This window comes from Streptomyces olivaceus, assembly GCF_000721235.1.
GTDB lineage: Bacteria > Actinomycetota > Actinomycetes > Streptomycetales > Streptomycetaceae > Streptomyces > Streptomyces olivaceus.
The window spans coordinates 86,424-99,899 of the sequence record NZ_JOFH01000008.1; the positions used below are offsets into that span (position 1 = coordinate 86,424).

General features: G+C 71.1%; 12 protein-coding genes. 8 read left to right on the top strand and 4 right to left on the bottom strand.

The window, feature by feature from the left end; all coding sequences use genetic code 11:
• Positions 1–49: 49 nt before the first annotated feature.
• From IG94_RS0111370 to IG94_RS0111400, 6 genes are all read left to right on the top strand, one after another.
• Entirely contained in the window at positions 50–448 is a 399-nt protein-coding gene (locus tag IG94_RS0111370; RefSeq protein WP_003973454.1) for a DUF742 domain-containing protein, read from the top strand.
• Entirely contained in the window at positions 429–1,004 is a 576-nt protein-coding gene (locus tag IG94_RS0111375) for a GTP-binding protein (RefSeq protein WP_031034209.1), read from the top strand. Before IG94_RS0111370 ends, IG94_RS0111375 begins: the two co-directional genes overlap by 20 nt.
• 414 nt (positions 1,005–1,418) lie before the next feature.
• Positions 1,419–4,715 (top strand): sensor histidine kinase, encoded by a 3,297-nt coding sequence (locus IG94_RS0111385; protein WP_052410638.1) that lies wholly within the window; start codon positions 1,419–1,421, stop codon positions 4,713–4,715.
• Between the two features lie 10 nt (positions 4,716–4,725).
• A complete protein-coding gene (locus tag IG94_RS0111390) occupies positions 4,726–5,139 on the top strand; it encodes a roadblock/LC7 domain-containing protein (RefSeq protein ID WP_004983065.1) in 414 nt (137 codons plus the stop codon).
• Between the two features lie 94 nt (positions 5,140–5,233).
• Positions 5,234–5,806, top strand: coding sequence for a DUF742 domain-containing protein (locus IG94_RS0111395; RefSeq protein WP_031034214.1), 573 nt, complete (start codon positions 5,234–5,236; stop codon positions 5,804–5,806).
• On the top strand, positions 5,787–6,368 hold the full coding sequence (locus IG94_RS0111400) for a GTP-binding protein (protein WP_009314218.1): 582 nt from the start codon (positions 5,787–5,789) through the stop codon (positions 6,366–6,368). Before IG94_RS0111395 ends, IG94_RS0111400 begins: the two co-directional genes overlap by 20 nt.
• A gap of 252 nt (positions 6,369–6,620) precedes the next feature.
• Here IG94_RS0111400 and IG94_RS0111405 read toward each other — a convergent pair whose 3' ends face one another.
• The 3 genes from IG94_RS0111405 to IG94_RS0111415 form a co-directional block, all read right to left on the bottom strand.
• Positions 6,621–6,818: an acyl-CoA carboxylase epsilon subunit gene (locus tag IG94_RS0111405; protein WP_031034218.1), complete on the bottom strand. Its 198-nt coding sequence runs from the start codon at positions 6,816–6,818 to the stop codon at positions 6,621–6,623.
• A 17-nt stretch (positions 6,819–6,835) separates the two neighbouring features.
• Complete coding sequence (locus IG94_RS0111410) at positions 6,836–8,419, bottom strand: acyl-CoA carboxylase subunit beta (protein WP_037768372.1); 1,584 nt, start codon at positions 8,417–8,419, stop codon at positions 6,836–6,838.
• Between the two features lie 154 nt (positions 8,420–8,573).
• Complete coding sequence (locus IG94_RS0111415) at positions 8,574–10,916, bottom strand: polysaccharide lyase 8 family protein (protein ID WP_031034224.1); 2,343 nt, start codon at positions 10,914–10,916, stop codon at positions 8,574–8,576.
• Between the two features lie 187 nt (positions 10,917–11,103).
• Here IG94_RS0111415 and IG94_RS0111420 point away from each other — a divergent pair, with 187 nt between their 5' ends.
• Positions 11,104–11,661, top strand: a complete 558-nt coding sequence (locus IG94_RS0111420; RefSeq protein WP_031034226.1) for a YceI family protein — start codon at positions 11,104–11,106, stop codon at positions 11,659–11,661.
• 66 nt (positions 11,662–11,727) lie between these two features.
• Here IG94_RS0111420 and IG94_RS0111425 read toward each other — a convergent pair whose 3' ends face one another.
• Complete coding sequence (locus tag IG94_RS0111425; RefSeq protein WP_052410642.1) at positions 11,728–12,339, bottom strand: TetR/AcrR family transcriptional regulator; 612 nt, start codon at positions 12,337–12,339, stop codon at positions 11,728–11,730.
• A 153-nt stretch (positions 12,340–12,492) separates the two neighbouring features.
• Between IG94_RS0111425 and IG94_RS0111430 the strand changes: the two genes are divergently transcribed.
• Complete coding sequence (locus IG94_RS0111430; RefSeq protein WP_043483398.1) at positions 12,493–13,446, top strand: DMT family transporter; 954 nt, start codon at positions 12,493–12,495, stop codon at positions 13,444–13,446.
• Positions 13,447–13,476: the final 30 nt, after the last annotated feature.

Sequence of the window (13,476 nt, forward strand, 5' to 3'; positions counted from 1 at the left end):
CGAGTCAGACGGCTTGACTGACCGACATGCTGTCCCGCCCGGAGGATCCATGACCCCGCCCACCGCCTCTCATGATCCGTACGCGGAGCCGTACGAGGACGAGGGCGACCAGCCGCTGGTACGTCCCTACGCGATGACCGGCGGCCGGACCAGGCCGCGTTACCAGCTTGCCATCGAGGCACTGATCAGTACGACGGCCGACCCGGCAGCGCTCATGGGGCTGCTCCCCGAGCACCAGCGCATCTGCCACCTGTGCCGCGAGGTGAAATCGGTGGCCGAGGTGTCGGCCCTGCTTGCGATGCCGCTGGGAGTGGCCCGGATCCTGGTCGCGGACCTCGCGGAGGCCGGGCTCGTCGCCATTCACCAGCCGGGCGGCGACGAGAACAACGGCGGTGCACCGGACGTGACACTGCTCGAAAGGGTGCTCAGTGGACTTCGCAAGCTCTGACGGAGGCCGGGCGACCACCTCCGCGAAGATCGTGGTGGCCGGCGGCTTCGGCGTCGGCAAGACCACGTTCGTGGGCGCCGTCTCCGAGATCAACCCCCTGCGCACCGAGGCCGTGATGACCTCGGCCAGCGCGGGGATCGACGACCTCACACACGCCGGGGACAAGACGACCACGACGGTCGCCATGGACTTCGGCCGCATCACGCTCGACCAGGACCTGATCCTGTACCTCTTCGGTACGCCGGGCCAGGACCGCTTCTGGTTCATGTGGGACGACCTGGTGCGCGGCGCCATCGGCGCGGTCGTCCTGTGCGACACCCGCCGGCTGGCGGACTGCTTCCCGGCCGTCGACTACTTCGAGAACAGCGGGCTTCCGTTCGTCGTGGCGCTCAACGGCTTCGACGGCCAGCAGCCGTACACGCCGGACGAGGTGCGCGAGGCGCTGCAGATCGGCCCCGACGCGCCGATCATCACGACGGACGCGCGGCACCGGGCCGACGCCAAGTCCGCGCTGATCACCCTGGTGGAACACGCGCTGATGGCCCGGCTGCGGTAGGTCCGCGAACGGGCTCAGACAAGATCGCAGCCAAGTCGGCAGGGTCCTACGGCACTTGTCGTAGACGAGACGGAGCCGGCTGTGTCCTTTGACACGGTCGGCTCCGGTGTTCATAACGTTTCGGCAGAGGAATCGGGTGGTACCAACACGCGCAGCGCTCAACCGGTGCCGCTACGCGCACAAACGCCCCGTCTTTTGGCGGGCCTCGCTCTTTATGACCGTTTTACGTGGGGCTTACATCACGTGTAACCCTCCCGTTCCATTGTTTTGAAGAGCGCTCGCCGTCGTGCTGGAATGCCAGAACTGCCCCATGGTCAAAGACGTACTCAGCAGTAGCACGTACTCGATGACGGACCGGGTTCTGAGACACAGCGGCACGACACAGGTGCCGACCGCCGAGAGGTTGTTGGTCGAGTGAGGCGAAGCAAGAACAGTCCCGAGCCATCGGCCCGGGGCAACTTCACCCCGCCGCCGCGCACAGCGGCGCCCGCCCCCGCCCCCGCGCCCGCTGCGGAACCCAAGGCCGAGCCCGCGCAGAGCGGTGGCCGCCTCTCGCCGCGCAACTGGCGGGTGGCCACCCGGCTGAACGCGATCCTGCTCCTTCCGGTGCTGGTCGGCCTGGTCATGGGCGGCTTCCAGGTGAAGAGCTCGATCGACACCTGGCAGGACGCCGAGGACGCCGAGAGCACCGCGCGCCTGGTGCGGGCCTCCCTCGGCTACGCCAACGCCCTCTACAACGAGCGCGACGCCACCGCGTCCCCGCTGCTGCAGGGCAAGGGCGAGGACGACGCCACCGTCACCCAGGCCCGCCAGGTCACCGACAAGGCGGCCGACACCTTCGACGAGGCCGCCCAGGGCATGCCCTCGAAGGCCGGTCTGGAGCGCCGGCTGAAGGTGTTCCGCGAGCAGGAGCCCAAGCTCCAGACGCTGCGTACGGCCGCGTACACGGCCAAGCTCAAGGGGGTGGAGACCGAGGAGGGCTACACCGGCGTCGCCCACCCCCTGATGGAGTTCGCCAACGAACTCGGTCTGGGCACCGGCAACATCACCTCCTACGGCCGTACCGTCTACGCGATCTCCCTGACCAAGGCGGCGCTCTCCCTGGAGCGCTCCATCGGCATGCACATGCTGGTCAAGCCCGGTCCGGAGCCCGCCCACCTCGCCAGCCAGCGCGTCGCCCTCTCCTCCTACGCCTACCTGGAGCGCATCGCGGTCGAGGAGTACATCGGCGGCGGCACCGAGGCGGACGCGCAGAAGCTCGAGGACGCCGAGTCGAAGCTGAAGAAGGACGGCGCGGCCATGGCCAAGGAGGCCAAGGCCAACGACCCGGACTACGTGGCGCCGCCGTCCAACCCGACCACCATGATCGCGGCGCTGGCCGGCCTGGAGTCGACGGACACCGGCGCGCGGACGGAGCTGGCCGGGCAGGGCATCACGCCGGAGAACTGGTGGGCGGTCAACACCCTCAAGTTCGACGCGTACGAGAAGATCGAGTCGGACCTGGCCGACAAGGCGGTGTCCGAGGCGTCCGCCATCGCGGACGACGCCGAGCGGGACGCCTACATCACGGGTGCCGCGGTCGTCGTCGCGCTGCTCGCCGCGTTCATCCTGGCGGGCATGGTGGCCCGCCAGATGAGCCGCTCCATGCGCCAGCTGCGCAACGCCGCCTTCGGCATAGCCGAGCAGCGCCTGCCGATGCTGGTCGACCAGCTCTCCCGCACCGACCCGGGCCGGGTCGACACCCGGGTCCAGCCGATCCCGATCGCCTCGAAGGACGAGATCGGGGAAGTCGCCCGCGCCTTCGATCAGGTGCACCGCGAGGCGGTCCGGCTCGCCGCCGAGCAGGCCATGCTGCGGGGCAACATCAACGCGATCTTCACCAACCTGTCGCGTCGCAACCAGTCGCTGATCGAGGGCCAGCTGAGCCTGATCACCGACCTGGAGAACAACGAGGCCGAGCCCGACCAGCTGGAGAACCTCTTCCGGCTCGACCACCTCGCCACCCGGATGCGCCGCAACGGCGAGAACCTCCTGGTCCTCGCCGGCGAGGAACCCGGCCGCCGCTGGGACCAGCCGGTCCCGCTGGTCGACGTGCTGCGCGCCGCCTCCTCCGAGGTGGAGCAGTACGAGCGCATCGAGCTGTCCGGCGTGCCGGAGGCCGAGATCCACGGCCGGGCCGTGACCGACCTCGTCCACCTGCTGGCCGAGCTGCTGGAGAACGCCACGACGTTCTCCTCGCCGCAGACCAAGGTCCGCGTCACCGCGACCCGGCTGCCCGACGGCCGCGTGATGGTCGAGATCCACGACAAGGGCATCGGCCTGACCGCCGAGGACTTCGCCGACATCAACCACAAGCTGGCCAACCCGCCGACCGTGGACGCCGCGATCTCGCAGCGCATGGGCCTGTTCGTGGTCGGCCGGCTGTCCGACCGGCACGGCATCCGCGTCCAGCTGCGCCCCTCCGGCGAGCAGGCGGGCACCACCTCGCTGGTCATGCTGCCGGACGCCATCACCCACGGTGGCGGCGGCGACCAGCAGCAGCGCGACGAGTTCACCGTCTCGCAGATCATCCCGGAGCAGGAGTTCCGGGGCGAGAACTTCTCGCAGACCGGTCAGCCCATGCCCACCGCCGCCGAGCTGGGCTTCGACGACAGCCGGTACTCCGAGGTCCCCGACGACATACGCGAGCTGGACCCGGTCGGCCGCTCGCTGATGCGCGAGGAGCGCCGCGCGGCCCTGGAGTCCCAGTCGCCCCAGCCGAACGCCGAGCTGCCCGGTTCCGCGGACCGGGGCGGAGCGGAGAACGCGGGGGCGTCCGCCTTCCAGGACCCGTACTCCGGCGGGCAGCCCGGCTACGACCCCGCCGCCGGGGAGGGTTTCCCGGAGCAGCAGAACGGCGGGTACGACCAGCAGTCGGCGTACCCGGAGCACCAGCAGGCGTACCAGGAGCCGCAGCAGGCGTCGTACGGGGAGCAGTACTACGCGACCGACGGCGGCCTGCCGCAGGGCGAGGGCTTCGCCCCGGCGCCGAACGGCGGTTTCCAGGACCCCTCCTACGCGGACCAGGGCATGGGCGGGCCGCAGCAGGGCGGCCCCGACGGCCCGGAGGCGTACTCGGCCTTCGAACAGCGGCGCTACCAGAACGACTGGCCCCAGCAGGACGGCTATCAGAACGGCTATCCGGACCAGTACCCGTCCGGTGCTCCCGGGGTGCATTCCGCGCAGGCCGCTGACGTGAACGAGGCGGACCGCGTAGGCTTCGACCGTCCGGGACCGGCCCCCTCCGCCGCCCACGAGCTGACCGACGCCGGTCTGCCCCGCCGCGGATCCACCGCGAGCGACACCGGCAGCGCGGAGCACGCGGGCCAGGAGGCGCCGGCCGCCGCGGGGGCGGGCGGCGAGGACAGCTGGCGGTCGGCCAACGACGATCGCTGGCAGCAGGCCTCGGCGCTGCGCAAGCCCAAGGCGGGCGGGGTGACCTCCTCGGGTCTGCCGCGGCGGGTTCCCAAGGCCAACCTGGTCGAGGGCGCCGCCGAAACCACTCCACAGGGAGGCCCGCAGGTCTCCCGCGCTCCGGAGGACGTCCGGGGCAGGCTGAGCAACCTGCGGCGCGGTGTCGAGCGAGGCCGCAACGCAGGCAGTGAAACGAACGGCCAGGACGCAAGGAACGAACACCGTGGTCCTGACAGCACCTACAACCAGGAGCGTTAGTGTGAGCCCGATGAGCCAGGCGGCGCAGAACCTGAACTGGTTGATCACCAACTTCGTGGACAACACCCCGGGGGTGTCCCACACGGTGGTGGTCTCCGCCGACGGACTCCTGCTGGCGATGTCCGAAGGGTTTCCGCGCGACCGTGCCGACCAGCTCGCGGCCGTCGCCTCCGGTCTGACCTCGCTGACCGCGGGTGCCTCGCGCATCTTCGAGGGCGGCAGCGTGAACCAGACGGTTGTGGAGATGGAGCGCGGATTCCTCTTCATCATGTCCATCTCAGATGGCTCGTCGCTCGCGGTTCTTGCACACCCGGAGGCGGACATCGGCCTCATTGGGTACGAGATGGCCCTTCTGGTGGACCGTGCGGGCACGGTTCTGACCCCGGATCTGCGGGCCGAGCTCCAAGGGAGCCTTCTCAACTAAAGGACAGACGGTGCGTTTTGGCGTCCCGTAGCCGTAAAGTTTCGGGACGCGGCTCCACAGAGATGGGTGCCAGGCACAGTCGGAGGAGGAGAAAGTGGGTACACCCGCAGGCGGTCCGTCATCGGGCAACTGGTCGTACGGCCCCGGTCAGGGCCCGGGCGACGGCTCGGCGAACGGTTTCGGCTATCCCTCCGTGCCCAGCCACCGGCGGCCGTACGCGCCGCAGGGCCCCGGCCCTTCGCCGTACGACCAGCCGCACGCTCCTCGCATCCAGCCTGTGCAGCCGCAGCGCCGCACCCCTGAGCCGGCGCCCGCAGGGGCGTCGAACAACCCCCTGGTGCGCCCGTACGCCATGACGGGCGGCCGCACCAGGCCCCGGTACCAGCTCGCCATCGAGGCGCTGGTGCACACCACCGCGCAGCCGCACCAGATGCAGGGCCAACTGCCCGAGCATCAGCGGATCTGCAATCTCTGCCGGGAGATCAAGTCGGTGGCCGAGATCTCGGCCCTCCTGACGATCCCTCTCGGCGTGGCCAGGATCCTCGTCGCCGACTTGGCGGAGGCGGGACTGGTCGCCATCCATCAGCCCGGCGGCGACGAGAGCGCCGGCGGGCAGCCAGACGTGACACTGCTCGAAAGGGTGCTCAGTGGACTTCGCAAGCTCTAGCGGCGGTCCTTCCCGCTCCACCACTTCCGCGAAGATCGTGGTGGCGGGCGGCTTCGGCGTGGGCAAGACCACGTTCGTCGGCGCTGTCTCGGAGATCAATCCGCTGCGTACAGAGGCCGTGATGACATCCGCGTCAGCGGGTATCGACGACCTCACTCACACGGGGGACAAGACGACCACGACGGTCGCCATGGACTTCGGCCGCATCACGCTCGACCAGGACCTGATCCTGTACCTCTTCGGTACGCCGGGCCAGGACCGGTTCTGGTTCATGTGGGACGACCTGGTGCGCGGCGCCATCGGGGCGATCGTCCTGGTCGACACGAGGCGGCTCGCCGACTGCTTCCCCGCCGTCGACTACTTCGAGAACAGCGGGCTGCCGTTCGTCATCGCCCTGAACGGCTTCGACGGCCAGCAGCCGTACAACCCGGACGAGGTGCGCGAGGCGCTGCAGATCGGGCCGGACACGCCGATCATCACGACGGACGCGCGGCACCGGGCCGACGCGAAGTCCGCGCTGATCACGCTCGTGGAACACGCGCTGATGGCCCGCCTGCGCTAAGCGCTCCGCCGCTGCGGGCAGTCGTGCCGCTGGGGCGGCACGGGTGGGCGCAGCGGCACCCCGCTACGCCGGGCTGCGACACGCCCCCCCTGCGGCCACCGGGCTGCCGGGGGGCGGTTTCGTTGCCGGGTGCGGGCAGTCCGTGGCTGGTCGCGCCGTTCCCCGCGCCCCTGAGGGCACTGTCCAGCCCCCGGTTGACATGCAGAGGCCCCCTCCTGGACTGGAGGGGGCCTCTGGTTACCTGTGTTCAGGTCAGCGCCAGCTGTGCGGGGCCCGGAAGCCCGGCTCGCGTTCCAGGCGGCGCCAACCCGCACGGACGCGGCCGCCGCCGTGGGTCGGGGCGATCTCGGCGGGGCGGGCGGCGGCACGGGCGAGGAGGAGGGCCGTGATGGCGGCGACTTCCTCGGGCTCGGCGTGGCCCTTCTCGACGCGGATGTCGGGAGTGGACATGGAGGTGGCTCCTCGGGTCACTGCGGCGGGTTGCCGTGCTTGCGGGAGGGCAGGTCGGCGTGCTTGGTGTGCAGCATCGCCAGGGAGCTGATGAGGACCTCGCGGGTCTCGGCGGGGTCGATGACGTCGTCGACCAGGCCGCGCTCGGCAGCGTAGTAGGGGTGCATCAGCTCGGCCTTGTACTCCTTGACCATGCGGGCCCGCGTGGCCTCGGGGTCTTCGGCGTCGGCGATCTGACGGCGGAAGATGACGTTGGCGGCGCCCTCCGCGCCCATCACGGCGATCTCGTTGGTCGGCCAGGCGTAGGTGAGGTCGGCGCCGATGGACTGGCTGTCCATGACGATGTAAGCACCTCCGTACGCCTTGCGCAGGATGAGGGAGATCCGGGGCACCGTCGCGTTGCAGTACGCGTACAGGAGCTTGGCGCCGTGGCGGATGATGCCGCCGTGCTCCTGGTCGACGCCCGGCAGGAAGCCGGGTACGTCCAGGAGGGTGAGGATCGGGATGTTGAAGGCGTCGCACATCTGCACGAAGCGGGCGGCCTTCTCCGACGCCTCGATGTCCAGCACGCCCGCCAGGGCCTGCGGCTGGTTGGCGACGATGCCGACGACCCGGCCGTCCAGGCGGGCCAGGGCGCAGATGATGTTGCGGGCCCAGCGCTCGTGGACCTCCAGGTACTCGCCGTCGTCGACGATCTCCTCGATGACCTTGGCCATGTCGTAGGGACGGTTGCCGTCCGCCGGGACCAGGTCCAGGAGTACGTCGGAGCGGCGGTCCGCGGGGTCCTCGGACTCGGCGCGGGGCGGGTTCTCCCGGTTGTTCTGCGGCAGCAGGGAGAGCAGGTAGCGGACCTCGGCGAGGCAGGTCTCCTCGTCGTCGTAGGCGAAGTGGCACACGCCGGAGGTCTCGGCGTGCACGTCGGCACCGCCCAGGCCGTTCTGCGTGATCTCCTCGCCGGTGACCGCCTTGACCACGTCCGGACCCGTGATGAACATCTGCGAGGTGTCACGGACCATGAACACGAAGTCGGTGAGGGCGGGGCTGTAGGCCGCGCCGCCGGCGCACGGGCCGAGCATCACGCTGATCTGCGGGATGACGCCGGACGCCTTGGTGTTGCGCTGGAAGATGCCCCCGTACCCGGCGAGCGCGCTGACGCCCTCCTGGATGCGGGCGCCCGCGCCGTCGTTCAGGGAGACCAGCGGGGCACCGGCCGCGATGGCCATGTCCATGATCTTGTGGATCTTCGTCGCGTGGGCCTCGCCCAGCGCGCCGCCGAAGATCCGGAAGTCGTGGGCGTAGACGAAGACCGTGCGGCCCTCCACCGTGCCCCAGCCGGTGATCACACCGTCCGTGTAGGGCTTCTTGGCCTCCAGGCCGAAGCCCGTCGCCCGGTGCCGGCGCAGCTGCTCCACCTCCCGGAAGGACTCCGGGTCCAGGAGCAGCTCGATGCGCTCGCGAGCCGTCAGCTTGCCCTTGGCGTGCTGCGCCGCCGTCGCCTTCTCGCTCGGTCCGGCCAGCGCCTGCGCACGGATCCCGTGCAGCTCGGCCACCCGTCCGCGGGCGTCCGTCGGCTCACCCGGCGCATCATCCAAAACGGTCATGTAGCGACTCTACGAAGCGAACCGCGGATTGCGAGCCGTCGACTCCGTACAGTCTCGGGCGCGTTTTCCTGGTAGCACCGAACAGAACCGGGTCGGCGTGCAGCCGTTTCGACTGCTCAGAGGGGCCGGGGTTTGTAGGGGTCGCACAAACCCGTCAGCTGAGAGTCACCTCACATTCATGGGTGGTACATACCACCCCTGGAGTGACGCGGAGGCGCAGACGGCGGCCGGTCGCGAGGATCTCGACCGTGTCGTCCGCCCGTACGCCCGCGCGCACCGGGTGGTCCCAGACGATCTCCAGGGGCTCTCCCGTGCGCGGGGGTTCGCTCACGCAGAGCGTAGCGGTACGGCCCCGGCGGCGGACCAGCACGCTTGCTCCGGCGGTCGCCGTGAGCGGACCGGCCGTGCCGGCCTGCCAGAAGTTCGCCGCGGTGAGGCCGAGCCGCGGCACGTCCACCGCCTGGCAGCGGGCGTCGTTGGCGAGGACGCGCCGGCCGCGCGGGTCGGCGGCGCGGCGGGCGACGGTGTCGCGGGAGGCGCCCGGCAGGAGGACGTAGACGTACTCCGCGTCGGCCGGGTCCGTGCCGTGGTCCAGCCAGAGGGTCTGCCAGCGCCGGGTACGGCGCTCGCTCGTGCTGGTGGTGTTGATGTCGGACCAGGCGCCGGTGCGGTCCTCGCGCAGGGTCCGCAGGCCGCCGCCGGGCACGGTCCAGCCGCCGTGGCCCTCCAGATGGGCCCAGCCCCTGCCCCGCACGAGGGCGTGGGTACCGCCCTCCCCCAGGTTCCTGTTGTCGACGACCGTCTCGACCGGGACGCCGTCCGCGCAGGTGATGCCGGCGCCGAGGCAGACCACCTCGTCGTCGAGGAAGAACCAGGACTTGCGGGCTTCGAGCGTCGAACCGAGCCCCTTGAGGTGCTGCCCGACGGCCGCGTACTCGCCGTCGGTCGCGCCGCCGACCCAGCGGACGTCGGGCTTGGGCTCGCCCCACTCGCCGCCCGCGCGGTCGGGCAGGCGCTTGGTGGAGACGGTGGTGCCGGGCAGCCGGTACCAGTCGACGGTCGGCCAGAACCAGTCCGTGTACTGATCGGATCTGCTCCCGTTCGCCCACCAGGTGAGCAGGCCCGCACCGGTGTGCCAGCCACGCGGGTTCTCGCCGTTGCCGCACTCGTAGTGGGCGATGCGGTCGCTCGCCATGGCGAGCCCGGCGGTGAAGGCGGGGCGGCGGTGGACGGCACGGTCCATGGCCGCGAAGAGCCGGTGCCCGGTGGGTTCGGGCGCCGCCGCCACGGGGGCGTCGGCGATCGCGTGCAGCCGGGCCAGGTCGGCGACCGGGAACTGGGGCGCCGTGAGGAGCGGGGCGACGGTGTCCCGTTCGATCCAGCCCTTGATCCGCGCGTGCCAGCGCTCGCGTTCGGCGTCGCCCGCGCCGCCGGCGAGGACCGCCATGGCGGCGACGAGTTGCTGCCCGTGGTAGTGGTCGCTGCGCATGACGTGCAGGTCGTCACCGGCGAGGTGGCCCCGGCTGATCGCGCGTCCGCTCACCACGTCCATCACCAGGCCGTCGTGGACGAGGGGCGCGTAGGCGTGTTCGACGCTGTCGAGGACGATCTGCCTGCCGGGGTCGGTGACCTCCCACTCGGAGCCGGCGAGCAGGGTGAAGAGCCGGCCGAGCCCGTCGAGCATCACCTGGCCGTACGTCCCCGAGTAGGCGACCCAGGTGTGCTGCACGAAGGACCCGTCGGCGTAGAGCCCGTCGCCCTTCGTGACGTACGGGAAGACCGGCGAGAGGGCGTCCCGGGCGAGGGCGATCTTGGCCGGGGCCCCGCCCAGGATGCCGCGCAGGGCGACGGAGCGGCACAGGTCGACGCGGTTGGCGCCGGTGGAGGTGCCGGTGTAGTCGCCGAGCATCGCGTCGGGGACGAAGTGGTCGACGGCCGCGCAGGCGGCGGCGGTGCGGTCGGCGCCCAGCTGCTCGTACAGGGCGGCGGTGATGTCCGTCAGGAGGCGGGGGCTGCCGATCTGCCATTCCCACCAGTTGCCGTAGCGGGTGGTGGCGGGGTTGTAGACGGTGGCCGAGAGGTGGTCGAGGCCGCGCAGGATGTCGGCGAGGAGGGCGGGGTCGGCGGTGGAGCCGGTGCCCTCCTGCACGTACGCCTCGGTCATCGTCCACAGGCGGCCGTAGGACAGGGTGATGCCGGACGGCGGGTCGAAGGGATGGCCGGGCCACAGGGACGTGGCGGTCGGCGCCATGGTGGCGCGGTGGTCGCGGGCGCGGGCGCCGGTCTCGGCGAGGCGGGTGGCGTAGGGCTCGGCGCCCGGGTCGTAGCCGGTACCGAGGACGAGGGCGAGCCAGCGTCCGCGGAGAGCGTCGTAGGGGTCCTCGTCGGACGCGTCGCCTGCGGCCGCGGCGGGGCGCGGCGCGGACCCGAGTGAGGCGGCCAGGGCGGCGGCGAGCAGCACGGTGCGGCGGGCGGGGGCGGGGCGCTGTGGGGTCATGCCCATGCCGTCTATCACGTGGAAGTGCGGTCGGGGAACGGTGCCTCGACGCGTCGCGCGAATGGTTGATGGGGACTCGGAATAGGTCTACAGTCGAATCCGTTGAACTGGTTGAACGTTCAACATCAACGTTCAATATCAACATCCGACTTCAACAGTCCGACCTCAAGACCTCTTGGAGGACGCCATGACCGCCACCCCCGAACTCGCCACCCTGACCGGCGAGTACACCCTCGACGCCGCCCACTCGACCATCGGCTTCACGGCGCGCCACGCCATGGTCACCAACATCAAGGGCAAGTTCCTCGACTTCACCGGCACGCTGCACCTGGACGGCAGCGACCCGGCCCGTTCCACGGCGGCCCTGGACGTCACGATGGACAGCATCGACACCGGGTCCGCGGACCGCGACGGCCACCTCAAGAGCGCGGACTTCTTCAAGACGGACGAGTTCCCGAAGATGACGTTCCGCTCCACCGGGGCGGAGTCGCTCGGCGGCGACGACTACCGGATCACCGGCGACCTGAAGATCCTCGGCACCACCAAGCCGCTCACGATCGACCTGGAGTTCAACGGCGCCGCCAAGGACCCGTTCGGCAACGAGCGGGTCGGCTTCGAGGGCAAGGCGGAGATCAAGCGCTCGGAGTGGGGCCTCACCTGGAATGCGGCCCTCGAGACGGGCGGCGTGCTGGTCTCCGACAAGATCAAGCTGAACTTCGACATCTCGGCGATCAAGCAGGCGTGACGCCGCCCACCCCCACGGGGGCGACAGGACGGCCGGCCGGCGCCCACTGACCGGCGCCGGCCCGCTTCACACCCGCCCCAGCAGATCCCGCACCTCGTCGGCGGCGTGCCCGAAGGGGTCGGGGAAGACCCCGAGGCCGTGCGCGACCAGCGCCCCCTCGTGCAGCAGCATCAGCGTGCGCCCCAGGCGGTCCGCGCCCGCCACGCCGCTCTCACCGCCCGCACCGCCCGCACCGCCCGCACCGCCCGCACCGCCCGCACCGATCTCGCGCGCGAGCCCCGTGAACAGGTCCAGCATCCACCGCTTCTGACCGGTGATGACGGGATACGCCGGATGGGACGGGTCCCCGATCTCGGCGTGCGCGTTGATCATGCTGCACCCCTTGCTGCCGTACTCCGCCGCCCACTCCCGCGAGGCCTCGAAGACGGCCACCGCACGGACGGCCGGCTCCCGTCCCGCGACCGCGTCCAGCCGTGCGGCCAGGAGTTCCCGCCAGCGCTCGTCCCGCCCGGCCAGGTACTCCACGACGATCTGCTCCTTCGAGCCGAACCGGTCGTACAGCGTCTTCTTGGTCACCCCGGCCTCGGCGGCGATCAGGTCCACCCCCACCGCGTGGATGCCGCGCTCGTAGAACAGCCGCTCCGCGGCCCGCAGGACCCGCCGCGCTCCGGGCGTCATCCGGACCCGGTGCACATGGCGCACCTCCCGCTGCTCCTGCCCTTGCTCCCGCTCCTGCTGCACCGGCTTCCTCTCCATAACCCACGAGTATACCGATCTGTATAGTGGACACCCGAGACAAGTAAACCGATCTGTCTACTGTCTGGGGTCGACATGAACGCCCTGCTCTCCGTCGCCTTCGTCCTCTGCTGGAGCTCCGGATTCATCGGCGCCAAGCTGGGCGCGGGCACCGCTGCCGCGACGACGCTGCTGATGTGGCGCTTCCTGCCGCTCGCCCTGGTCCTGCTCGCCGTCGCGGCCGTCTCCCGGACGGTGTGGCGCGGGCTGACCCTGCGGGACACCGGCCGGCAGGTCGCCATAGGCGCCCTGTCGCAGACCGGATACCTGCTCAGCGTGTACTACGCCATCCAGCTCGGTGTCTCCAGCGGCACCACCGCCCTGATCGACGGCGTGCAGCCGCTGGTCGCGGGCGCGCTCGCCGGACCCCTGCTGCGGCAGTACGTCTCCCGCCGGCAGTGGCTCGGCCTGTGGCTGGGGCTGGCGGGCGTCGCCACGGTCACCACCGCGGACGCCGCCGCGGCGGGCGCCGACGTGGCGTGGTGGGCGTACTTCGTGCCGTTCCTCGGCATGCTGTCGCTGGTGGCGGCCACCTTCCTCGAAGGCCGCTCGCGCTCGCCGGTCTCGCCCCGGGCCGCCCTGACGATCCACTGCGTGACCAGCGCCGTCCTCTTCGCGGGCCTGGCGCTCGGCACCGGGTCAGCCGCTCCGCCGGCCGGCGGTTCCGTCTGGCTGGCGACCGCCTGGCTCGTGGTGCTGCCGACCTTCGGCGGCTACGGCCTGTACTGGCTGATCCTGCGCAGGTCCGGCGTCACCGAGGTCAACACCCTGATGTTCCTCATGGCGCCGGTCACGGCCGTGTGGGGCGCCCTGATGTTCGGCGAGCACTTCGGCGTGCAGACGGCCGTCGGCCTCGTGGTGGGCCTGGCGGCCGTGGCCGTGGTCCGGCGTGGGGCCCGGTCCGGCGTCGTCGCGTCGTCCGGCGCCGTGGCCCCGCCCGGGGGCCGGCGGGACGCGCCGGTGCCGTCCGCGTCCGCCACGCGCCGGTGACGCATTCCCGCAGACCGGCGATCCCGGGCC

Bases quoted from the DNA above. Each gene is read 5' to 3' on its own strand.
- IG94_RS0111370 (WP_003973454.1), top strand. From the start codon at position 50: ATGACCCCGCCCACCGCCTCTCATGATCCGTACGCGGAGCCGTACGAG.
- IG94_RS0111390 (WP_004983065.1), top strand. From the start codon at position 4,726: ATGAGCCAGGCGGCGCAGAACCTGAACTGGTTGATCACCAACTTCGTG.
- IG94_RS0111405 (WP_031034218.1), bottom strand. From the start codon at position 6,818: ATGTCCACTCCCGACATCCGCGTCGAGAAGGGCCACGCCGAGCCCGAG.
- IG94_RS0111410 (WP_037768372.1), bottom strand. From the start codon at position 8,419: ATGACCGTTTTGGATGATGCGCCGGGTGAGCCGACGGACGCCCGCGGA.
- IG94_RS0111415 (WP_031034224.1), bottom strand. From the start codon at position 10,916: ATGACCCCACAGCGCCCCGCCCCCGCCCGCCGCACCGTGCTGCTCGCC.
- IG94_RS0111420 (WP_031034226.1), top strand. From the start codon at position 11,104: ATGACCGCCACCCCCGAACTCGCCACCCTGACCGGCGAGTACACCCTC.
- IG94_RS0111425 (WP_052410642.1), bottom strand. From the start codon at position 12,339: ATGACGCCCGGAGCGCGGCGGGTCCTGCGGGCCGCGGAGCGGCTGTTC.
- IG94_RS0111430 (WP_043483398.1), top strand. From the start codon at position 12,493: ATGAACGCCCTGCTCTCCGTCGCCTTCGTCCTCTGCTGGAGCTCCGGA.